Origin of the sequence: Alkalicoccus luteus (assembly GCF_012034335.1) — a bacterium.
Classification (GTDB): domain Bacteria; phylum Bacillota; class Bacilli; order Bacillales; family Salisediminibacteriaceae; genus Alkalicoccus; species Alkalicoccus luteus_A.
In genome coordinates this window covers 16,365-36,577 of record NZ_JAATHJ010000034.1, presented here as the reverse complement: position 1 = coordinate 36,577, position 20,213 = coordinate 16,365, and the positions used below count along the sequence as shown (strand labels likewise).

Sequence of the window (20,213 nt, the reverse complement as noted above, 5' to 3'; positions counted from 1 at the left end):
TGGTGGTGTTGGTTTTGTCGCTTACACACAGGTTCGGCGATTTTTTTCTGTTTCCTTCTATAAATTTTTTCTACACATAAAAAAGGGGCTGTCCCGTCGATAATATCGACTTATGGGACAGCCCCTTGTTTTGTTAGCAAATGCAGAGAGCCGGCAGATTGCTGCTAAAATATGTTGCGTATTAGATGGTTGAAGCCTTACCCCCTTTTAAGAGACGGATTTACGGACAGTTTAGTCGTTACATGCATGTGTTGAATCGCCTCCGTGCTTTACATGAATAACGTCGCTGCAAATAAACCGGCTTCCTGATGCGGAAGCCGGTTTATGAGAGTAACCTGAGCGAATAGCAGCGGGTCAGATGTTGACCGAAGGAATAAGTCGTAAAATGAGCGGAAAGCGGTATGGCTCGCCAGATATTGCTTTTACGGCACCTACTATAGTAAGGACTATCAGTGCCAAGCCGAGAACCGGTAATATCAGCCATCCGATCAAAATGAAGGTGAGAACCCCGGCGATAATCGAGTAGATCGTATAGGAAATGAACAGATTAAAATATTCACGTCCATGATAGTCGACGAATGCCGAATCGTTTTTCCGGATAATCCAGATCACGATCGGTGCAATAATTGGGAAAAAGAAGCTTGTAATATAAATGAGTCCTGCAAGAAGTTTGTCTTCAGATTTCACTTGCTCCATAATGGCATACCTCCTTTCTGCTACTATCCCCTGTTCAGAGAGATTGTACACGTTTTTTGCGAGGGCGGATCGAATAGAGGAGCAGTGCCGTCCAAATCAGAATAAATGCAGCAGCGTCTGCATACGTGAAAGGTTCCCCATAATAAAATACGCCAAGTAAGAGCATGGAGGTTGGGGCAATATACTGCAGAAACCCTAACAGGGACAGTGGGATTTTTCTGGCAGCTGTACCAAAGAGAAGCAGCGGCACGGCTGTTGCAACACCTGTGCCCGCAAGCAGTAAAAAGACGTCGGTATCAGAAAAATAAAAAGCAGCAGCGATCGATTCGTGGATGTAAATTAAATAGAGCAGGGCAGCCGGTATGAGAAAAAGCGTCTCAATAATAAGTCCGGTCATCGCACCTATCTGAGTTTGTTTCTTTATGAGCCCGTACATACCGAAGCTCATGGCAAGTGCTAGCGCCACGTATGGAATCTGGCCGGCTCCGATCGTAACGATGAGTACGCCTGTAAAAGCGAGCCCGACAGCAGTCCGCTGCCGTGCAGACAATGTTTCTTTAAAAAACAGAACGCCGAGCAAAACGTTGATCAGCGGGTTTATGTAGTAGCCAAGGCTGACCTCGATTATTCTGTCAGCGGCAACAGCCCATATAAATAGCACCCAGTTGACACTGATGAAAAAGGCACTTGTTAAAATCCCTACTGCAATTTTTGGATGCGAAATAATGTAGCGGATATCTTCTTTTAACAAGTTAGTTTTTTTTAACACGATAAACAGCATGATCATAAATAATAGCGACCAGACGATTCGATGGGCAAGCACTTCCACAGCAGGTACGACCTCGAGCCATTTCCAGTATACAGGAAGCAGTCCCCACAGGGAGTAAGCAGCGATGCCTGCGGACACGCCTGAGCGATGTTCGTTTGACATAACGGCATCCTTCTCTCGACAGTGAAATAAATCAGCCTTCTTGAGGCTGACGAAAGTTTACTACTTTACTAATGTACGCGTTCGGGCGTCAAAACTCAATCGGCATATGCTTATTAGTTGCAGAACGCAGATAGGCCTACGTATACTAAAACAGTATCAGCTCAGCACAGGAGGGATCATGCATGAAAGCATTAGTACTAGAAGAAACAGGAAAATGGGAAGGCATGAAAGTGGAAGAGCTGGAGCGGCCGGTACCTCAGGAAGGAGAACTGCTCGTCCGTGTGAAAGCCGCAGGATTGAATCCAGTTGACTATAAGATGGGTGAGAACGGTTATCCGGGATGGGAATTTCCACACGTACTAGGCCTGGACACGGCTGGAGAAGTGGAGGAAACAGGTCCGGGTACAGAAGGATTTGCGGCTGGTGATCCTGTTGTCGGACTCAATAACATGGCTGAACGAGGAGCATTTGCAGAATTTACGATTTTAAAAGCACATACTGCTGCGAAGCTGCCCTATAATGTTACCTACTCGGACGCAGCTGCTTTACCTGTAGCGGGTTATACTGCCTATCAGGCGTTGTTTGATAAGCTTCGAGTGCGGGAAGGAGAATCGATCTTAATCCACGCTGGTGCAGGTGGTGTCGGTTCGTTTGCGATTCAGCTGGCAAAAGATGCAGGACTGACTGTTTATACAACGGCGCGAAGCGTCAACCATGATTATGTGAAGGAGTTAGGTGCAGACGCAGCCGTCGATTATTCCGAAGAATCATTTACCGAGCGGATTCTCCAGGAAACAGGAGGGCTGGGTGTCGATCACGTACTTGATACAGTGGGGACAGATAACGCGGACGCTTCCATTGTAGCACTTTCCTACAACGGGCAAGTAGCGTTTATTGCAGGAGCACCGCACATGGATGATGCTGTCGATTTTCAACACCCAAAATCGTTTCATCAAGTGGCGCTTGGAAGTGTGTATCAGTCCGGAAGCATCCGCGATGAAAAGAGAATCGGTTCAATTGGAAGCAGCATGCTTTCAATGCTCAGTAATGGCCGGTTGAAAATACCTGCTATTGAGAAGGTGCCAATGGTAGATGTTCCAAAAGCGCTTCAGCGAATAAAAGACCGCCACGTACGAGGCAAGCTTATTGCAGAGTGGTAATCATTGATTTAACTTGAAAAAACCCGTCCGGGTAAGCCCGGACGGGTTTTTATAGCGAGCAGAAAGCCGGAAATAGGGAACATATGACTGCTGCCGTTCAGCGTCTCTCTGCTGCTTATGAGTATTATACAAAATATTTCGACAAATTTCTGTGTAAAACTATGTAGTTTGTCTGTTGTTGACAATACACGCAGGGGTATGTAAAATAAAGCTATCAGTTATATACCCAATAGGGTATTTAGGAAAGAAGGGACCTGCTTATGAAATCATCCTGGCTGGACTGGATGAGACCTTATCAAAAAGAACATCTTCAGGGAGATATAAGCGCCGGCCTTATCGTGGCAGTGATGCTGATTCCGCAGGGAATGGCGTACGCGATGCTCGCCGGCATGCCTCCGGTTACCGGACTTTATGCTGCTGCTATTCCGATTTTGATTTATGCCATGATTGGAAGCTCAAGGCAGCTTGCGGTCGGCCCGGTAGCCGTCGTTTCTCTGCTCGTCTTTGCGGGCGTCTCACCACTTGCCGAGCCTGGAAGCGGAGAATACGTAACGCTCGCGGTGCTGTTAATGCTCATGGTCGGAGTCATTCAATTATTGATGGGAGTATTCCGGCTGGGGTTTATCACGAAGTTTTTCTCTCATGCTGTTATCAGCGGATTTACGTCTGCTGCAGCGATTGTCATTGCATTCAGTCAACTGAAACATGTTGTCGGCATTCCGCTTGAGAGCAGTCAGCCGGCTGGAGCCGCGACAGAGGCTGTTATGCAGTTTTCGTCGTGGAATTGGGCAGCGGTAGGATTATCCGCAGCGGGGATTGCAATGATTCTTGCAGCAAAACGTTTTATTCCGATGATGCCCGGTCCGCTTGCTGCCGTACTCCTCGGAATCGGGACCGTTATTTGGTTTAATTTGGATGGAGGAGGGGTATCCATCATTGGAGAGGTGCCCGGAGGACTTCCTGCACTTTCACTTCCATCCGTAACGGGTGAGGCGGCACTGGCACTGTTGCCAACCGCGCTGACGATATCGTTTATTGGATTTATGGAGTCTTTTGCTATGGCAAAAGTCATAGCTGCAAAAGAGAAGCAGTACGTGTCTGCAGACCGTGAGCTGTCCGGACTGGGTGCGGCTAATATCGGAGGGTCTTTCTTTGGAGGATTTCCGGTAACAGGAGGGTTTTCCCGTTCGGCGGTGAATTACGATGCTGGCGCCAAAACACCGCTTGCCTCTGTTATTACAGCTGTTTTACTGCTGTTGACGCTGCAGTTTTTCACTGGTGCTTTTTATTACCTGCCGAATGCAATCCTCGCTTCCGTCATAATCGTCGCTGTGTATAAACTGATCGACTGGAGAGAAGCCATTGCGCTTATGAAGCTGCGGAGAGCAGACGGAGCTGTGTGGCTGATCACGTTTGCAGCAACGTTGCTGATTGGCGTGGAACAGGGGATTTTTATCGGCATCGGTGCCTCCCTTGCAGTGTTTATTTGGAGCAGTGCTTATCCCCACACTGCAGAGCTTGGCTGGCTGGAGGAAAGCGGCGCGTACCGAAACGTGAAGCGTTATCCGCATGCCGAAGAAGCGGAGGGTATTTTCATGCTGCGGATTGACGCACCTCTCTACTTTGCAAATGCTGCTTTTGTAGAAAGCAAGATAGAAGAGGGGCTGAAAGCCAGACCGCAGACGAAGCAGGTTATTCTCGATTTTTCAGGAGTAAACTCAATCGATGCAGTGGCGGTTCATGAGCTTGAATCGTGGGAGCGTATGCTGCGTGACAGAGAAATGGAGCTTAAGATTGTCGATATGAAAGGACCGGTGCGCGACATTCTTCGCAAAGCCGGCTGGCAGGAGAACCGCTTGTATCTCACCATGCAGGACAGCTATCAGACAGCTCATATTTATTGACCGAAATCAGACCATCGTGTACGATATACCCACAGACGTATTATGAAGGAGGAAAAAAGCATGTTTCATACAACATATACATCCCCTTATTCAGTAGATGAAACGGTTGAAAAGTTAACAGCTTCCTTTCAGGACGTTCAATTTGGTGTTCTTTGGGATTTTGATGTAAAGGCTAAACTGGATGAAAAAGAAGTCGGCCTCGATCATGAATTTCGTATTATGGAAGTGTGTAACCCGAAAATTGCTAAAAATGTGCTTACAGAAACGATGCTTGCAGGTTATTTTCTCCCGTGTAAAGTTGTTGTTTATGATGATCAGGGAGAGACAAAAGTCGGTATGCCTAAGCCAACTGCATTAATGGAACTTGTCGGAGAGCCTCAGGTGCTGGAAACAGCAAAGGATGTAGAAAAGCGCATGAGTGAAGCGATGGAAGCCGCTGTAAAATAAAGAAAGAAGGGATTAACATGGAATACACTCCACAAATGAAAAACCGGATGAAACGGGTGGAAGGTCAAGTGAAGGCTGTTCTCCGGATGATGGAGGAAGGCAAAGACTGCCGTGAGCTTGTCGGGCAGATGTCTGCAGCCAGAAATGCAATGGACCGGGCGATTGGTGTCGTTGTCAGCTCTAACCTTGAGCAGTGCGTCCGTCAACAGATTGAAAACGGGGAAGACTCTGAAGAAATGATTCAGGAAGCAGTAAACATGCTCGTTAAAACGAGGTAATCTTGACAGATCAGCCCGCTCTGCCTGCGGGCTGAAAAAAGTAAACAAAAAGGGTTGACTTAATATACCTAGTAGGGTATATTAAGAGTCAGGCAGCCGGTAAACGGCTAAAAAAATTTAGAGGGTTATATACCCATACAGGTATTAGTATTTCAGAGGAGGATGTTTCATGTCAGAGAAAAAGTCTACAAACATTATTTTATTCAGCGGTGATTATGATAAAGCAATGGCCGCATTCATCATTGCGAACGGAGCTGCAGCTTATGATCATGACGTCACCATATTCGCTACATTCTGGGGGCTGAACGCTTTTCGTAAGGAAGAAAATGTCGACGTTGACAAAGGGAAAATGGAAAAAATGTTTGAAAAAATGATGCCGCGCGGCGCTGAAAAAATGGGGCTCTCGAACATGAACTTCGGCGGCATGGGACAAAAAATGATTAAGAAAGTGATGAAAAAACATCAGGCTATGCCATTGTCGGATTTAATCGATATGGCTAAAGAACAGGAAGTAAAGCTTGTCGCCTGCACGATGACAATGGATTTGCTGGGTCTGCAAAAAGAAGAGCTGCTTGACGGAGTAGAATACGGCGGCGTAGCAGCCTATCTTGCAGATGCAGAAGACGGAAATGTTAATCTGTTTATTTAACTAACACGCAGGAGGGGAATCATGAAGGAAATACGAGCACAGCAAGTAACGAACTATCTGGATGACTATCAGCTGGTTGATGTCAGAGAAGCAGCTGAAACCGCAAATGGAATGATCCTGGAAGCAATGCACATCCCGCTCGGGGAACTTCCTGAAAAGCTTTCCAGTCTCTCAGGAGATAAGCCATTGCTGTTCGTCTGCCGTTCCGGTGCTAGAAGCGAACGTGCAGCACTGTATGCAGAAGCGCATGGATTCCAGACAGCTAACATGACCGGCGGCATGATTAACTATAAGGGCAGTATGATTCAGCCCGCACACAATTAAGGAGGTCTCACAATGACAATAAAAGCAGATCAGACACTGGATGCAAAAGGTCTCGCATGTCCAATGCCGATTGTGAAAACAAAAAAAGCGATCGGAACGATGGAACCAGGGCGAGTACTGGAAATTCAGGCAACAGATGAGGGATCACTTGCCGATTTAAAAGCATGGTCCGAAAAAGGCGGCCATCAATACATTGGTACGAAGCGCGACGGGGATGTCCTGATTCATTACGTTCGTAAGTCCTCAGGTGAAGAAAAAGAGGAAATTACGTTCCCGCACACGATCAGCAATGAAGAATTGCAGCAAAAGCTGGAGGCAGGCGCTCAGATTGTCGACGTAAGGGAATCAGCAGAATTCGCTTTTCGTCATATACCTGGCGCCGTATCAGTTCCGCTTGGCGAACTGGAAGACCGAATGGCAGAGCTTGATAAATCAAAAGAGACTTACGTCGTATGCCGCACTGGCAACCGAAGTGATCTTGCTGCTCAAAAACTGGAAGCGAATCAATTTCAGCATGTTAAAAACGTCGTTCCTGGTATGAGCAAGTGGGACGGTCCAGTAGAAGAAAACTAATTTGATTATTTGGAGGAATGAATGATGGCAGTAACAGCCTGGAACGCAGCTGATGTAGCAAAACGGGTTATTGAGAAAAAAGATGTTTTTGTTCTTGATGTCAGAAATGAAGATGCTTTTGCAGACTGGAAGATAGAATCGGACTCATTTACGTATAAAAACGTTCCGTATTTTGACCTGCTTGACGGTGTGGAAGAGCTCGTACCGGAGCTGCCAAAGGACAAGGAAATTCTCGTTGTCTGTGCAAAAGTCGGTTCCTCTCAGATGGTAGCAGAAATGCTGGCCGATGAAGGGCTGGATGTGGCCTATCTGGAAGGTGGTATGAAAGCGTGGAGTGAGCACCTGGAGCCCGTTAAAATTGGTGACCTTCCAGGAGGCGAACTTTATCAGTTTGTACGGCTCGGTAAAGGCTGTCTTTCCTATATGGCTATTTCAAACGGAGAAGCAGCGATTATTGATGCTACACGAATGACGGAGACATTTACTTCCTTCGCTGAGGAGAAGAACGTAACAATTAAACATGTGTTTGACACGCACCTGCACGCTGATCATATCTCCGGCGGACGCGAGATTGCTGAGAAAACAGGAGCAAGCTACTGGCTTCCGCCGGCAGACGCGGAAGAAGTCGTCTTTGACTATGAAAAGCTGACAGATGGCACGAGTGTGGCAATTGGTGAAACGACGATCGGCATCAATGCTCTCTATTCACCAGGACATACGATTGGTTCCACGTCGTTCGTCATTGATAACCGCTTCCTTCTGTCGGGAGATATCCTCTTTATTGATTCAATCGGACGGCCCGATCTTGCAGGCAAAGCAGAAGATTGGGTAGGCGATCTTCGTGAAACGCTCTACACACGCTACCGCAGTCTTGCTGAAGACCTGATTGTTCTGCCTGCGCACTTTATGATTATGGATGAGGTGCAGGATGACGGAAGCGTTCAGGAGAAACTCGGCGTGTTATTCAAGGAAAATCACGGGCTCAACATTGAGAATGAAGAGGCTTTCCGATCTCTCGTTACGGAAAATCTGCCGCCGCAGCCTAATTCTCATCAGGAAATCAGGCAGACGAATATGGGCCGGCTGAATCCGGATGACGAAAAGAAGCGGGAAATGGAAATCGGACCAAACCGCTGTGCAGTTAAAGCATAATACACTTAGGAGGATGATGAAGAATGAACGCAGATAAAGTACTCGACGCAAAAGGAATGGCATGTCCAATGCCGATTGTAAAAACGAAAAAGGCCATGACAGATCTTGAATCAGGCCAGGTGCTCGAAGTCGTCGCAACCGATCAGGGTGCAAAAGCAGATATCGCAGCCTGGTCTAAATCAGGTGGTCACACGCTGCTTGAAACAGCTGAGAACGAAGGCGTTTTGACATTCTGGATCCAAAAAGGATAACCAGTACGGTAAGAAGCCGACCGGCATAATCCGGTCGGCTTACATATGTTGTTCTAAATTCCTGAATCAAAAGGTATAGAAACATGTTTCGATTCCTGATAAACTGGGGATACTAGTACTTAGTATACAGATGAAGGAGTCGAACTTATGGCTGAAATAATTCTAATGTCTCATCTGCCATCTGTCGTTTCAGAGGCAGGCATGCACAACGATGTTGAACTGGCTCCAGGTTCCAGAGACCTTGCCGGCCGTTACGAGCATCACATGGAGGGTGTTTCAACGTTTTTAAGCAGCAGCTACCGCTCAGCAATCGAAACAACGTATACGCTTGCTGCTGCATCCGGCGTCAGATGGCGTCCGCTTTTGAGGCACGAGCCATTTTTCCCGTCTTTTAACGATCATGATCATTGGCAAACAAACGTTGAACGTTTTTTAACCGGAGATGTGGTGTACGATCTGGAAGGATCATCAGCAGATAATGTTAAGAAGGACATATGCTTCAGCGTGGAAACAACTTTAAAAGCGCTGCCAGATGAACAGCTGCTGGCGTTAATCGGTTCACCTGTTCAGCTGGCATTGTTAGCTGAGGCTTCCGGAGAGGCGAAAGCCTGCAGCGCTTTTAAAATGCTGCACCATGGCGAAGTACTGAAGGTTTCATGTCTAAAAGATCTTGTCCACAGGTAAGGAGCCGATGGCAATGGAAATCGTTATTTTCGGAGATACACATACAGACTCTTATCTACAGCTGCCTTCTTTATTGCGACAGAGTATTGAACAGGCTGATTTGCTCGTACATACCGGGGACTGGGACAGCGTAACGCTGTACCAGTCCATTGCCGGACTTGGCATACCGCTTTTTAGTGCGGCGGGAAACGCTGACCCGCCGGAGCTTCAGTCACAGCTTGGGAAATCACAGCGGTTTGAAGCAGGCGGATGGCGCTTCGGAGTAGTGCATGGGCATGAAGGAACGGGGAAGTCAACGGAGGAGAGGGCCAAAAAGTGGTTTTCGGAAGACATGCCGGATATTGTCTGCTTCGGCCACTCTCACATTCCCTACCTGCGCTATCATAGTAAAACACTGCTTTTGAACCCGGGATCTGCAGTATACCGGCGCAGGGTGCCGCATCGATCTGCGATTCGGCTTCTTCTCAAGCCTGAATTGGAAGTACAGCACGTTTTCTTGTAATTGACAGTCGTGCCGCCCTGTGCTATTCTTTTCAAGGCTTATTATACGTACACCTGCCCGGCAGGAGAGGTTCTAGCTAAACCCTCTATAAAAAACTAGGTCTCCTCACGCTGTAAGCGTGGGGATGGCTTCGTTTTTTTGGAGGAGACTCCGGGAAACGAAGCTTTTTTTATGTTTAAAAGGCTTCAGAGCAGGTATGCGTCAAAAAAAGGACGGGATAAGATGCTTTCAGAAGAAAAAGCAGTAGTCGTATTCAGCGGAGGTCAGGACAGCACCACCTGCCTTGCTTGGGCAGAACAGCGTTTTGCTTCTGTTGAAGCTGTTACATTTGACTATGGACAACGGCACCGGCTTGAAATTGAAACGGCGGAAGCCATTTGCCTTGAGCGGGGTATTCCGCATACGGTTCTCGATATGAGTTTATTAAATCAACTGGCACCGAATGCATTGACGAGAGATGATATAGAGATCGAGCAGAAAGACGGAGAGCTTCCGAGCACATTTGTTGACGGCCGCAACCAGCTTTTTCTCACGTTTGCAGCGATTAAAGGGAAGCAGAACGGAGCACGTCATATTGTGACTGGCGTCTGTGAGACAGATTTCAGCGGCTATCCGGACTGCAGGGATGTCTTCATCAAATCCTTGAACGTTACTCTCAATCTGGCGATGGATTATGAATTCGTCCTTCATACACCTCTCATGTGGCTTGATAAGGAAGCAACATGGGCGCTTGCAGATGAGCTCGATGTATTTCAGTACGTCCGGGAAAAAACGCTGACCTGTTATAACGGGGTTATCGGTGATGGCTGCGGGGAATGCCCGGCCTGCGAGCTGCGCAGAAACGGCCTTGAGAAGTATTTACAACGAAAGGAAGCATGATGATATGTTCGGATTCCGCATAGTCGATAAGCTGGAGCAGCTTGGAGAGGACATTCAAAAAAGCGAACTGAAATACCATCGGAAGCGAGCTATGGTGTCGAAAGAATTTACATTTGATGCTGCTCACCACCTTCACGCATATGAAGGAAAATGTAAAAACCTTCACGGTCATACGTATCGTGTCGTGTTTGGGATCAGCGGATATGTTGATGAAGTCGGCATCATGATGGATTTTGGCGATATTAAAGAAATATGGAAAGAACAGATTGAACCATACCTTGATCATCGTTATTTAAATGAAATGCTTCCGCCGATGAATACGACGGCTGAAAACATGGTTGTATGGATTTTTGAGCGCATGGATGAAGCACTAAACAAACAGCGCAGCGAGCAGAAGTGCCGCACAGAATTTGTACGTCTATTTGAAACGCCGACAAGCTATGCTGAAATGAAACGGGAGTGGATGCTGGATGACTAAACAGGCAGCTCTTCCTGTACTCGAGATTTTTGGGCCGACGTTTCAGGGAGAAGGAATGGTCATCGGCCGGAAAACGATGTTCGTCCGTACCGCCGGCTGTGACTATTCCTGCAGCTGGTGTGATTCTGCTTTTACGTGGGATGGGAGCGCAAAGGATGATATCCGGATGCTGACGCCGGAAGAGATCTTAGCAGAGCTTGAGGAAATTGCTCCTGATAATTTTTCGCATGTCACTATTTCCGGAGGCAACCCTGCCCTGTTAAAGAATGTCGGTCTGCTTATTGAAAAGCTTCACAGCCGCGGGGTGGAAGCAGCTCTTGAAACACAGGGGAGCCGCTGGCAGGATTGGTTTTTGACTGTAGATGATTTAACCATCTCACCAAAGCCGCCGAGTTCGCTCATGAATACAAATTTTGCTGTTCTGGATGATATCGTGGCACGTCTGCGAGCTGGAAACAGGCTTTCCTCCGCCAGTCTGAAGGTGGTCGTTTATGATGAAGCTGACTTTGACTACGCCAGAAGCATTCATAGGAGATATCCCGACGTAGCCTTTTATTTGCAGACTGGCAATGATGAGACAGGGGAAGATGCGAATACAGCAAATCTTGCCTCCCATCTATTAAGCCGCTATGAAAGGCTTGTAGACTGGACGATGGCAGACAAAGCGATGAATAAAGCGCGCGTGCTGCCGCAGCTGCACACGCTCGTATGGGGCAACCAGCGAGGTGTATAAATCACCGCGCAGTTGTCCCTTTCTTTTTTGAACAAATTTGGTATAATATCCGAGGATACGAACATAGCAGGAGAAAGGGGTTTAAAACCGATGGAAAAAGCAGCATATCGCGTTTTACTCTATTATTTGTATACAGACATTAAAAATCCCGAAGAAGCTGCACAGCAGCATTTGGAATACTGTAAAAGTATTGGTCTGAAAGGGCGGATTTTAATCGCAAAAGAAGGTATCAATGGGACCATTTCCGGAACGATTGAGCAGACAGACCGGTATATGAATGATATGAAAGCAGATAAACGCTTTGCAGACATTATCTTCAAAATAGACGAAGCAGACGGACACGCATTCAAAAAGATGCACGTACGTCCGCGCCCGGAGCTGGTGACGCTTCGACTGCACGAGGAAGACGTAGATCCGAGAGTCACAACAGGACAGTATCTGAAGCCAATGGAATGGCTGGAAAAGCTGGAGGATCCAAACACGATTGTTCTCGACGCCCGCAACAAATATGAGTATGATCTCGGGCACTTCAAAGGGGCAATCCGTCCTGACATCGATTATTTCCGTGAGCTGCCGGAGTGGGTGGATGAGAACCGGGAGCTGCTTGAGGGGAAAGAAATTCTTACGTACTGCACAGGCGGCATCCGCTGCGAGAAATTTTCCGGCTGGCTGAAGGAAAAAGGCTTTGAGAACGTAAATCATCTGGAAGGCGGAATCGTGACGTACGGAAAAGACGAAGAGGCCCGCGGACGCGGCTGGAACGGTCAATGCTACGTATTTGATGAGCGTATCAGCGTGCCGATTAATCAGGAAGAGCACGTGATTGTCGGCCGCGACTACTTCACTGGAGAACCTTGCGAACGGTATATCAACTGCTGCGATCCCGCATGCAACAAGCAGATTCTCGCGACAGAAGAATCTGAAGCATTTTATCTTGGCGGCTGTACACACAAATGCAGGACTTCTCCACGCAATCGCTATGTCATTAAGCATGGTTTAACAGAGGAGCATGTAGAACAACAGCTTCAAAAAATAGATGAACAGTTAAAAGTGTCCAGGTAAGCTGCTGGAACAGGAAGGCTCTCCTGCATAGGAGAGCCTTTTCTGCTGACCGCTGCCTGCTTATGGAGACTTGATTCTGTAAGTTCGGAACTCGTTTATACTTGGTTCAGCCTGACAGCTGATACTGCTTCAACATGCTTGTCGTAAATTGTCGAATGAATTTTCTTTCCTTTTTATAATTCCCTGCTAAACTAAAGCAGAATTAGATTATAAGAGAGAGAAAGGGGAGCGATCTCCAGTGTTAGAAGCACTTATTATTTTTTGTGCCCAGCTTTTATTTGTTCCGATTTTAACGCTGCGCACGATCATGATGGTCAAGTCTCAAAAAGGTAAGGCAGCCGGTCTCGGCGTGCTTGAAGGTGTTATATATGTTGTTGCTATCGGTATTGTACTAAGTGATCTATCCAATTACTACAATATGGCGGCCTATGCACTCGGCTTCGGCGCCGGGCTGTATATAGGCGCTATGGTAGAAGAAAAGCTTGCGATCGGCTATGTGACCATTGAAGCAAACATCCCTCAGCCAAATGATGAGCTCGTTGCCCGGCTCAGAGAAGTAGGATTCAGTGTATCCACCTCTTCGGTTCAAGGGATTGAAACAGAGCGATACATGCTTTTCTGTACGGCGCGCAGAGACAGAGAAAAGGAATTTTACCGCATTATTGAAACGTTTGAAGAGCGGGCCTTTGTCGCTTCCTATGAACCTCGAAGCTTTAAAGGCGGGTATATTACGAAAGGCATGCGCCGACGCCGGGAATTGTTCAATAAAAAGCGCGCAGCTAAAAAGTCAGCATAACCTAGAGCAGGAGAACTAGTGAAAAGTGTTTACCTGCAATCAGCGAGCCGCCAGAGAAGCATTCTCTGGCGGCTCGTCAGAGTGTTGATAAAGTCATTTCAGGTGAATAACCTTGCATCTGCCTGCAGCTGCGGACACTCGCTTTCCGGAGGGAACGGCCTCAGCTAACCGCTTCTTCCTTTCGTCAGAAGCGCTGGATCTTCGCCTCGTTCTGATCCTCCTGGAGTCGAGGTCCTCCGATTTGGCAGCTGGCAGTCCGGTTGAAACGCCTGGTGAGGCTTCATACGAGCTTGTTCCATATGGATGGAACCTTTCGTTAGGCAACGCTTCGATGTCGAATAGGGATGTACGTCAACGTATCCACAAAAAAAGCCGCAGCGTCAGCGATCGGGACGTTTTTTCTCTATCAAACAAATCCATTTTCCCTTCGTGTCCGGCGTGCCCGTGGAAGCCGCGCAGCCTGAAGATCCTTTCTCAGGGGTTTACCCTGAGAAATAGCTGAAGGCAAGCCCACGGCAGGCTCGGTAAACAGAGGGGAAATACAATCAACCGAAAACTCATATAAGCTGATTGACTTTGTCAACAGCCTGGCGAGCCGCCAGAGAAGCATTCTGTGGCGGCTCGTTTGCGATCATTCAGCTGTTTGTGGTTTTCGACAAGATACGTTCAAATACAGCAGACATGTCATCCGGCTGTAAAAATTCTACTGGAGATGCTTCTTTATCAAATGAGAAAGCTTCTCCTTCAAGTACAATCACGTAGCGGTCATCTTTTCTGGCGATATGAAGCCGGTCACCGAAATCTTCGAGCAGGCCTTCGATTTTCATATGATCGAGTTTCAGCTTCAGCTTAACCTCTGGATTTCGATCGAGAATAGGCCTGCTGACTTCTTTCACCTGCTCCTCATCCCAACGGTTTTGAAGCGTACGTTCTTCCGTGTTGGCCCATGCTTCCAGCACTTCCTCCTCAGCAATTCTCTCTTCACTATCCTCTTCAAATCCGCTTAAGACCGCTTCTCTTGCACTTTCAACGACTTCCACTGCAGCTGCTTCCCGTTTCGTTTCCGGATACCCGACATACGGCAGAAAGTCTTCGAAGTAGCTGGCGTGAGAAGCTTGATGAATTTTCACTTCCCACGGTTCAATCATTCCTTCCTGCGGCATATGCGGAAACTGAACGGCTTTCATTCCTTTTGTAGAGATGGCTCGATTCACTTGTCTCAGCAATTCTCCTTCAGAGGAACCTACTGTGACGATATGATCCTCAAAATCACATTTGGCAGCGAGAACAAACGGCTGTGAGGACCACTCTGTAACGGTTAGCTGCACGAGCATCAATACGCCGCCTCTGGCTGAATTCGTGCCTGCATAAGCATCTGCCAGACGAACAGCTGCTTGTTCAAGTGCTTCAGCAGTCGCTGCCTGACGTAAATTTTCCAGCATGGCGTAATTTGGATTGGAACCGAGCTCATAGCCTTCTTCTACAATGAACTGGCCAACTTTAGTAGCTGACTTATGACTTGTAGGATGCCGGTCGGCCTTTCGTTTCAGCATTTTTCGGAATTCTTCGTGCAGAAATGATTCAAGCGCACTGCCGGCATATTCGGAGCCAGAAACCGTCTGTTCGTGCCGCGCCTGCCGTGTGCTTCCTTCACCTGACTGAACCGTAAAAAATGATAAATATTGGACGTTCATATCCATTTTTAACCCTCCATCACTGGCGTCAATAGTATTACGCTAAGTGTAGCATAATTATATAGATATATAATTTTACATTGAAGAAAAATGTCGGGACATAATTGTTCCCATATTATGACAACACGAATCCCATAGGAACAGGGGTTGAGGTGTCATTGAAAGATAATTTTGTATTGAGTAAATGAAGGGAATAAATATAATTTTCAAAAAACAATCTTTACATCGTTCGACAAATTTAGTACATTAGTCATCACAGTAGTTTTTCGGACTGCTAACTAATATTTTCTAGGGGGAAGGATCATTGAAGAAAAGTACATATGTTAAGTCAGGTATGCTTGCTTCTGTCGTGATGCTTGCAGCATGCGCTAGCGAGCCGGATAATGACGGAGCTGGAAACGAAGGAGCGCCGCCTGAAGATAATAACAACGTGACTGAAGAAGCGGCCGATAACAATGAGGGTGATGGAGAAGTAGAAGAGCTGGAGGAAGGAAACGATTTAATCATTGCGACCCTTTCTGACATTACGTCTCTGGATCCGCACACGACAAGTGACGTCCCGTCCGGAAATGTGCAGATTAATATTTTCGAGACACTGACAAAGTCAGACGAGAACTTTGAAATTCAGCCCCACCTTGCTGAAAGCTGGGAAGATGTGGAAGAAGATGTCTGGGAATTTCAGCTCCGTGATGATGTGACATTCACGGACGGAGAAGAGTTCAATGCAGAAGTAGTGCAGCAAAACCTCGAACGACTTCTCGATCCGGACGTAGGATCTCCACGCGCAGGTTTGTTTGAAGTCATTGAAGAAATTGAGGTCGTTGATGATTACACGATTCGCCTGCATACAGAAATGCCATTCTCTGCTCTTCCGGCACACTTGTCGACGTATCCATCCAGCATGGTTTCTCCTGCGTTGATTGATGCTGACTATGAGAACATGGAAGATGAAGGGCAGCCGGGCGACATCGTAAACGAAGAGCCTGCTGGAAGCGGAATGTTTACGTTAAATGACTGGGATCCCGGCAACCAGGTTGTTCTTGATGCAAACGAAGACTATTGGGATGGACGTGTAAATGTTGATTCTGCCACATTCCGGGTTGTTTCAGAAGATCTGACACGGCTAGGTGAACTGGAAACCGGTTCTGCCCATATTATTGATCCTGTTACACCGAGCGACATGTCCCGTGTAGAAGGAACAGACGGAGTGAATATTTTCCAGACAGAAGCAGCAAGTATTACGTACATGGGCTTCAATGCAGACGTTGAGCCGTTCAATGATCCGGACGTAAGGCGTGCGCTTGATATGGCTGTTAACAAGGACAACATGCTTGAAGGGGTCCTTGAAGGCAATGGCACACCCGCTGTCGGACCGATTAACGAAACGCAGTTTGGCTTTTCGGATGATGTAGAAGCGAATGAATATGATCCGGAGCAGGCTCAGCAGATTTTGGCTGATGCAGGCTATGAAGACGGATTTGAAACAACGCTGTGGACGAACGACAGCCAGGAGCGGATGGATATTGCTGAGCTGATTCAGGCGGATTTGTCGATGATCGGTGTAGATGTTTCCATCGAGGTTCTCGAGTGGGGTGCATATTTGGATGCTACAGCTGAAGGCGAACACGACATGTTTATTCTCGGTCTCAGCTTGCCGACGATGGATGCGGATTACCCGCTGCATGAGCTCTTCCATTCTGACTCTGTAGGAGAAGGAAACCGCTTCTTCTTTGATGATCCGGAGTTTGATGCCCTGATTGCAGATGCGCGGGAAGAGACAGATGAACAGACACGTGAAGATCTGTACGTGGAAGCCGTTGAATACTTGAATGAAATGGCGCCGTCTTCTTTCCTTTATCACCCGGATCACATCATGGGCTACCGAGACGAGGTAAGCGGGTTCTGGGCTGACGGTTCTGGACTTTATCAGCTGAGAGATGTGGAAATCGAACAGTAATCCGATGAGCTTTCAGATAAACCGGTAACAGATCAAGCTGACGAACTCACAAAGCGCTGACTGGAGTGAAACGCTCCGGTCAGTGCTTTTTGCTGTTTCTTTCAGAACAGATCAGAAAATGGTAAAATAAATTGACTTCACGCGCAGACTGGAGGCACATGCAATGACAGAGGAAAAAATAGTGCTGGGACTCGGATGATTCTGGGGACCCGACGGCCGGTTCGGTCGTTTACATGGTATTACATCTATTCGCTGCGGGTATGCAGGCGGAAATGAACCTTACCCAGTATACCGGGATATGGGAACGCACAGTGAAACAATTGAGATTACGTACGACAGTGAACTTATATCCACGCGTACATTGCTGGAAGAGTTTTGGGGCCAGCATTCCGGCAAAAATCACGGATACGGCGGAAGACAGTATATGTCGATTTTATTGTATACAACAGAAGAGCAGCGCCAGGAAGCCGAGCGCATGCTGCACGAATTTCACGCTTCGAATCGTCACGTGGATACAGAACTGGCGCCTCTCGAACGATTTACAGAAGCAGAGGCGTATCATCAGAAATATATACTGCGCCGATTTCCTCGTGCGGTTAATGCGCTCTCGGCTGCATATGGAGCCAGCTGGTACCGGTCGACAGCGGCAGCCAAGCTGAATGCATGTGCAGCCGGTGAGATGTCTTCTGAAGAAATGCAGCAGCAGCTTGCCGGGGATGCATCAGGAGCGGAGCTGGCCGCTTCGATAAAATGGTAGTTTTTCTGGAGGAATAGCTCATGTCGCAGTCTGATACAACGAACAGCTTTAGGGCGGGGAGGGTGAGAAGTTCCCTGGCCTGGTTCCTTATCCGCATCCGGCGGACAGCTGAATGGGATAAAGGGCTTGAAGGGGCGGTTGCTGCAATGTTTGTAGCAGCTGCCGCTGCCGGTCTGATCGGAGCACTTTCAACACCTACCGGTATTGGCGTCTGGTTTGATGTTCCGGCCTTTACACTGGCCGCGATAGCAGCCTGTGCACTGACATCAGCGGTGCTGGCACCCGTTCTTTCACTATTATACGTTCCACTGCCGAGAGTGTTGTTAAGCGCGTCAGTGTTTACCGCAGCCCTCGTTTATTACATACAGGATGAAGCGAGTCTCGGCACAGCTTTTACAGCTATTATGACAGGCGTTTATATCCTGACTGCCTATTTACTCGGTTTTTTGTTTCAAATCTGGAGCGGGGCTTCCTCTCGAAAGAAAAAAGTACTGCTCTCACTAGTACCGCTCAGCTGGTTTCTTTTTCTCTTATTATTTCATCCTACAATTGATCATCATTCATCCGATAATACGTTTGATGGGAATCAGTACATCACTCCGCTTGCATTAGAACATCCGGGAGAACCTGGTCCCTATAACACCGTACAGCTTTTTTATGGGAGCGGCGGCGACCGTCACCGGGATCAGTTTAATGATGAGATGGACTTTGTAACGAGTGCGGTCGATGCTTCCAGGTACGTGGACGATGGTGAATGGCCGGGATGGAGAAGCCGTTTCTGGGGCTTCGATGAAACTGCGTTTCCTTTAAACGGAGAGATGTGGCTTCCGGAAGGAGAAGGACCGTTTCCGCTGGTGTTAATTGCGCACGGAAATCACCGGATGGAAAACTTTTCTGATGAGGGCTACACCTATTTAGGGGAGCACTTGGCGAGCCAGGGCTACGCCGCCGTTTCCATCGATCAGAACTTTGTTAATTTTTCCAACTGGACGGGTATCCCGGATGAGAATATGCGGCTGCGCGCCTGGCTGTTTATGCAGCATATGCTTGAGCTGAACAGGCTGGTTCGTGACGAAGACCACGTCCTCTCCGGCATGCTGAACATGGAGCAGACGACGTTGATTGGTCACTCAAGAGGCGGCCAGGCTGCGGCAATGGTACCGGATTATGAACGGTTCTTTGAAGGGGACTTCTCACTTTCAGGTATGGAAGACCTGCCCGTAACATCTGTCGTCGGACTTGCGCCTACAGACCAGACAGTTGATGACGACAGGGCAGCTCCTTCCGGGGTGAACTACTTAACGCTTCACGGTGCTCGTGACGGTGATGTGCATAATTTCCGGGGTGACAGGCAGTATGGGCGGACAACGGTAGAAGGAAATGAGTGGAAAGCAGCTGTTTATATCGCGGATGCGAATCACAGCCAGTTTAATACAGCGTGGGGGAGGGCCGACATGCGTCTTCCGGGCGGCATGTTTTTAAGCAGAAAACAGATGATGGAGCCGGAGGATCAGCGGGCAATCGCCAAAACATTTATCACTGCCTTCCTGCACGCGACAGTTCGCAATCAGAGTCAGTATGAGCCTCTTTTTCGGGACGTACGATACGGTGCCAACTGGCTTCCGGAAACAAGTTATGTGTCACGGTTTCAGACGGGACGCTACAACCCGCTCGTCACATTTAACCGCAATAATGACCGGAGTGAGTTTCCTGAAGGTGTGACAGCAGAAGCTGAAGGGTTTACAGAGTGGGCAAAAACCTCCACAGAGGACAGGGCTGGAAACCGGAAAGCGGCTGACGGAGTTATATTGGAGTGGGGAGAAAGCGGAACATACAGGCTCCTGCTTCCGGAAGAGTATCGCGAGAGTTATTTCAGCGGCACAGAAGATGCGCTCACGTTCTCCATGTCTCAGATGGACAGGGAGCTCGGTGGGGATTTGCGGGGGGCTACAGATCCGTCTCTCGAGATCGGGCTGCTGTTTGAAGATGGCGGTTCGGTGGATGTCCCGCTGCAAACGTATTATGACATTCCCTCCGCGATCTGGACGCAGTATTCCCGCTATCCATTTTTAGAAGATCAGTTTCGTGAAGGAAAGTACGAAGAAGCGATCGAACCGGTTTTTCAGACATATGTGGTCCCGGTTTCCCTGTTTGATGGATATGATCCGGACGAACTTATCGCTCTGGAATTTCGGTTTGGGGACGGGCCGGGACGCATGATTATTGATGATATCGGCTTTGAGCAGTTAATGGATTGATTAAGATTGAATGAGAGAAAGAAAACCAGGCGGGAGAAACCAGCCTGG

Annotated in this window: 21 protein-coding genes and 1 pseudogene; 19 read left to right on the top strand and 3 right to left on the bottom strand. The window is 47.9% G+C overall.

The window, feature by feature from the left end; genetic code table 11:
- Positions 1-354 precede the first annotated feature (354 nt).
- The gene (locus HCN83_RS15540; protein WP_168008935.1) at positions 355-696 is read right to left on the bottom strand and encodes a DUF4870 domain-containing protein; all 342 of its coding nucleotides are present in this window, start codon (positions 694-696) and stop codon (positions 355-357) included.
- 34 nt (positions 697-730) lie between these two features.
- On the bottom strand, positions 731-1,627 hold the full coding sequence (rarD, locus tag HCN83_RS15535; protein WP_168008933.1) for an EamA family transporter RarD: 897 nt from the start codon (positions 1,625-1,627) through the stop codon (positions 731-733).
- A gap of 182 nt (positions 1,628-1,809) precedes the next feature.
- On the opposite strand from rarD, the gene HCN83_RS15530 reads away from it, so the two are divergent.
- From HCN83_RS15530 to HCN83_RS15455, 16 genes are all read left to right on the top strand, one after another.
- Positions 1,810-2,787 (top strand): zinc-binding dehydrogenase, encoded by a 978-nt coding sequence (locus HCN83_RS15530; protein ID WP_168008931.1) that lies wholly within the window; start codon positions 1,810-1,812, stop codon positions 2,785-2,787.
- Between the two features lie 260 nt (positions 2,788-3,047).
- Positions 3,048-4,691, top strand: a complete 1,644-nt coding sequence (locus HCN83_RS15525) for a SulP family inorganic anion transporter (protein ID WP_168008929.1) — start codon at positions 3,048-3,050, stop codon at positions 4,689-4,691.
- A 60-nt stretch (positions 4,692-4,751) separates the two neighbouring features.
- Complete coding sequence (locus HCN83_RS15520; protein WP_168008927.1) at positions 4,752-5,138, top strand: DUF302 domain-containing protein; 387 nt, start codon at positions 4,752-4,754, stop codon at positions 5,136-5,138.
- Positions 5,139-5,155: 17 nt separating this feature from the next.
- Complete coding sequence (locus HCN83_RS15515) at positions 5,156-5,416, top strand: metal-sensitive transcriptional regulator (protein ID WP_168008925.1); 261 nt, start codon at positions 5,156-5,158, stop codon at positions 5,414-5,416.
- Between the two features lie 169 nt (positions 5,417-5,585).
- Positions 5,586-6,065: a DsrE/DsrF/DrsH-like family protein gene (locus tag HCN83_RS15510; RefSeq protein WP_168008923.1), complete on the top strand. Its 480-nt coding sequence runs from the start codon at positions 5,586-5,588 to the stop codon at positions 6,063-6,065.
- A gap of 21 nt (positions 6,066-6,086) precedes the next feature.
- Positions 6,087-6,389, top strand: a complete 303-nt coding sequence (locus HCN83_RS15505) for a rhodanese-like domain-containing protein (protein ID WP_168008921.1) — start codon at positions 6,087-6,089, stop codon at positions 6,387-6,389.
- A gap of 12 nt (positions 6,390-6,401) precedes the next feature.
- On the top strand, positions 6,402-6,962 hold the full coding sequence (locus tag HCN83_RS15500) for a sulfurtransferase TusA family protein (RefSeq protein ID WP_168008919.1): 561 nt from the start codon (positions 6,402-6,404) through the stop codon (positions 6,960-6,962).
- A gap of 24 nt (positions 6,963-6,986) precedes the next feature.
- Entirely contained in the window at positions 6,987-8,114 is a 1,128-nt protein-coding gene (locus HCN83_RS15495; protein ID WP_168008917.1) for an MBL fold metallo-hydrolase, read from the top strand.
- Positions 8,115-8,137: 23 nt separating this feature from the next.
- Positions 8,138-8,365 carry a sulfurtransferase TusA family protein gene (locus tag HCN83_RS15490; protein WP_168008915.1) on the top strand — a complete coding sequence of 76 codons (228 nt, stop codon included), beginning with the start codon at positions 8,138-8,140 and terminating at the stop codon, positions 8,363-8,365.
- 147 nt (positions 8,366-8,512) lie between these two features.
- Positions 8,513-9,049 carry a hypothetical protein gene (locus tag HCN83_RS15485; RefSeq protein WP_168008913.1) on the top strand — a complete coding sequence of 179 codons (537 nt, stop codon included), beginning with the start codon at positions 8,513-8,515 and terminating at the stop codon, positions 9,047-9,049.
- Positions 9,050-9,062: 13 nt separating this feature from the next.
- A complete protein-coding gene (locus HCN83_RS15480) occupies positions 9,063-9,551 on the top strand; it encodes a metallophosphoesterase family protein (RefSeq protein ID WP_168008911.1) in 489 nt (162 codons plus the stop codon).
- A 222-nt stretch (positions 9,552-9,773) separates the two neighbouring features.
- Positions 9,774-10,430: a 7-cyano-7-deazaguanine synthase QueC gene (gene queC, locus HCN83_RS15475; RefSeq protein WP_168008908.1), complete on the top strand. Its 657-nt coding sequence runs from the start codon at positions 9,774-9,776 to the stop codon at positions 10,428-10,430.
- 4 nt (positions 10,431-10,434) lie between these two features.
- Complete coding sequence (gene queD, locus HCN83_RS15470; protein ID WP_168008906.1) at positions 10,435-10,908, top strand: 6-carboxytetrahydropterin synthase QueD; 474 nt, start codon at positions 10,435-10,437, stop codon at positions 10,906-10,908.
- On the top strand, positions 10,901-11,641 hold the full coding sequence (gene queE, locus HCN83_RS15465; protein ID WP_168008904.1) for a 7-carboxy-7-deazaguanine synthase QueE: 741 nt from the start codon (positions 10,901-10,903) through the stop codon (positions 11,639-11,641). The genes queD and queE overlap by 8 nt, the downstream gene beginning before the upstream one ends.
- A 90-nt stretch (positions 11,642-11,731) precedes the next feature.
- The gene (locus HCN83_RS15460) at positions 11,732-12,703 is read left to right on the top strand and encodes a rhodanese-related sulfurtransferase (RefSeq protein WP_168008902.1); all 972 of its coding nucleotides are present in this window, start codon (positions 11,732-11,734) and stop codon (positions 12,701-12,703) included.
- 238 nt (positions 12,704-12,941) lie between these two features.
- Positions 12,942-13,499: a DUF5698 domain-containing protein gene (locus HCN83_RS15455; protein ID WP_168008900.1), complete on the top strand. Its 558-nt coding sequence runs from the start codon at positions 12,942-12,944 to the stop codon at positions 13,497-13,499.
- Between the two features lie 635 nt (positions 13,500-14,134).
- On the opposite strand, the gene HCN83_RS15450 is transcribed toward HCN83_RS15455, so the two are convergent.
- The gene (locus HCN83_RS15450; RefSeq protein WP_168008898.1) at positions 14,135-15,199 is read right to left on the bottom strand and encodes a DUF3900 domain-containing protein; all 1,065 of its coding nucleotides are present in this window, start codon (positions 15,197-15,199) and stop codon (positions 14,135-14,137) included.
- A gap of 298 nt (positions 15,200-15,497) precedes the next feature.
- On the opposite strand from HCN83_RS15450, the gene HCN83_RS15445 reads away from it, so the two are divergent.
- The 3 genes and pseudogenes from HCN83_RS15445 (at position 15,498) to HCN83_RS15435 (ending at position 20,165) form a co-directional block, all read left to right on the top strand.
- Positions 15,498-17,150: a glutathione ABC transporter substrate-binding protein gene (locus HCN83_RS15445; protein WP_168008896.1), complete on the top strand. Its 1,653-nt coding sequence runs from the start codon at positions 15,498-15,500 to the stop codon at positions 17,148-17,150.
- Between the two features lie 211 nt (positions 17,151-17,361).
- A pseudogene (locus HCN83_RS15440) lies at positions 17,362-17,907 on the top strand (peptide-methionine (S)-S-oxide reductase); the annotation flags it as partial.
- 20 nt (positions 17,908-17,927) lie between these two features.
- Positions 17,928-20,165: a hypothetical protein gene (locus HCN83_RS15435; protein ID WP_168008894.1), complete on the top strand. Its 2,238-nt coding sequence runs from the start codon at positions 17,928-17,930 to the stop codon at positions 20,163-20,165.
- The last annotated feature ends 48 nt before the right edge of the window (positions 20,166-20,213 follow it).

Excerpts from the sequence above, each read along its gene's own strand:
- HCN83_RS15500 (WP_168008919.1), top strand. The coding sequence starts at position 6,402 with ATGACAATAAAAGCAGATCAGACACTGGATGCAAAAGGTCTCGCATGT.
- HCN83_RS15510 (WP_168008923.1), top strand. The coding sequence starts at position 5,586 with ATGTCAGAGAAAAAGTCTACAAACATTATTTTATTCAGCGGTGATTAT.
- queC (WP_168008908.1), top strand. The coding sequence starts at position 9,774 with ATGCTTTCAGAAGAAAAAGCAGTAGTCGTATTCAGCGGAGGTCAGGAC.
- queE (WP_168008904.1), top strand. The coding sequence starts at position 10,901 with ATGACTAAACAGGCAGCTCTTCCTGTACTCGAGATTTTTGGGCCGACG.
- HCN83_RS15450 (WP_168008898.1), bottom strand. The coding sequence starts at position 15,199 with ATGGATATGAACGTCCAATATTTATCATTTTTTACGGTTCAGTCAGGT.
- HCN83_RS15485 (WP_168008913.1), top strand. The coding sequence starts at position 8,513 with ATGGCTGAAATAATTCTAATGTCTCATCTGCCATCTGTCGTTTCAGAG.
- HCN83_RS15520 (WP_168008927.1), top strand. The coding sequence starts at position 4,752 with ATGTTTCATACAACATATACATCCCCTTATTCAGTAGATGAAACGGTT.
- HCN83_RS15525 (WP_168008929.1), top strand. The coding sequence starts at position 3,048 with ATGAAATCATCCTGGCTGGACTGGATGAGACCTTATCAAAAAGAACAT.
- HCN83_RS15505 (WP_168008921.1), top strand. The coding sequence starts at position 6,087 with ATGAAGGAAATACGAGCACAGCAAGTAACGAACTATCTGGATGACTAT.
- HCN83_RS15540 (WP_168008935.1), bottom strand. The coding sequence starts at position 696 with ATGGAGCAAGTGAAATCTGAAGACAAACTTCTTGCAGGACTCATTTAT.
- HCN83_RS15495 (WP_168008917.1), top strand. The coding sequence starts at position 6,987 with ATGGCAGTAACAGCCTGGAACGCAGCTGATGTAGCAAAACGGGTTATT.
- queD (WP_168008906.1), top strand. The coding sequence starts at position 10,435 with ATGTTCGGATTCCGCATAGTCGATAAGCTGGAGCAGCTTGGAGAGGAC.
- HCN83_RS15435 (WP_168008894.1), top strand. The coding sequence starts at position 17,928 with ATGTCGCAGTCTGATACAACGAACAGCTTTAGGGCGGGGAGGGTGAGA.
- rarD (WP_168008933.1), bottom strand. The coding sequence starts at position 1,627 with ATGTCAAACGAACATCGCTCAGGCGTGTCCGCAGGCATCGCTGCTTAC.
- HCN83_RS15530 (WP_168008931.1), top strand. The coding sequence starts at position 1,810 with ATGAAAGCATTAGTACTAGAAGAAACAGGAAAATGGGAAGGCATGAAA.
- HCN83_RS15460 (WP_168008902.1), top strand. The coding sequence starts at position 11,732 with ATGGAAAAAGCAGCATATCGCGTTTTACTCTATTATTTGTATACAGAC.
- HCN83_RS15480 (WP_168008911.1), top strand. The coding sequence starts at position 9,063 with ATGGAAATCGTTATTTTCGGAGATACACATACAGACTCTTATCTACAG.
- HCN83_RS15515 (WP_168008925.1), top strand. The coding sequence starts at position 5,156 with ATGGAATACACTCCACAAATGAAAAACCGGATGAAACGGGTGGAAGGT.
- HCN83_RS15490 (WP_168008915.1), top strand. The coding sequence starts at position 8,138 with ATGAACGCAGATAAAGTACTCGACGCAAAAGGAATGGCATGTCCAATG.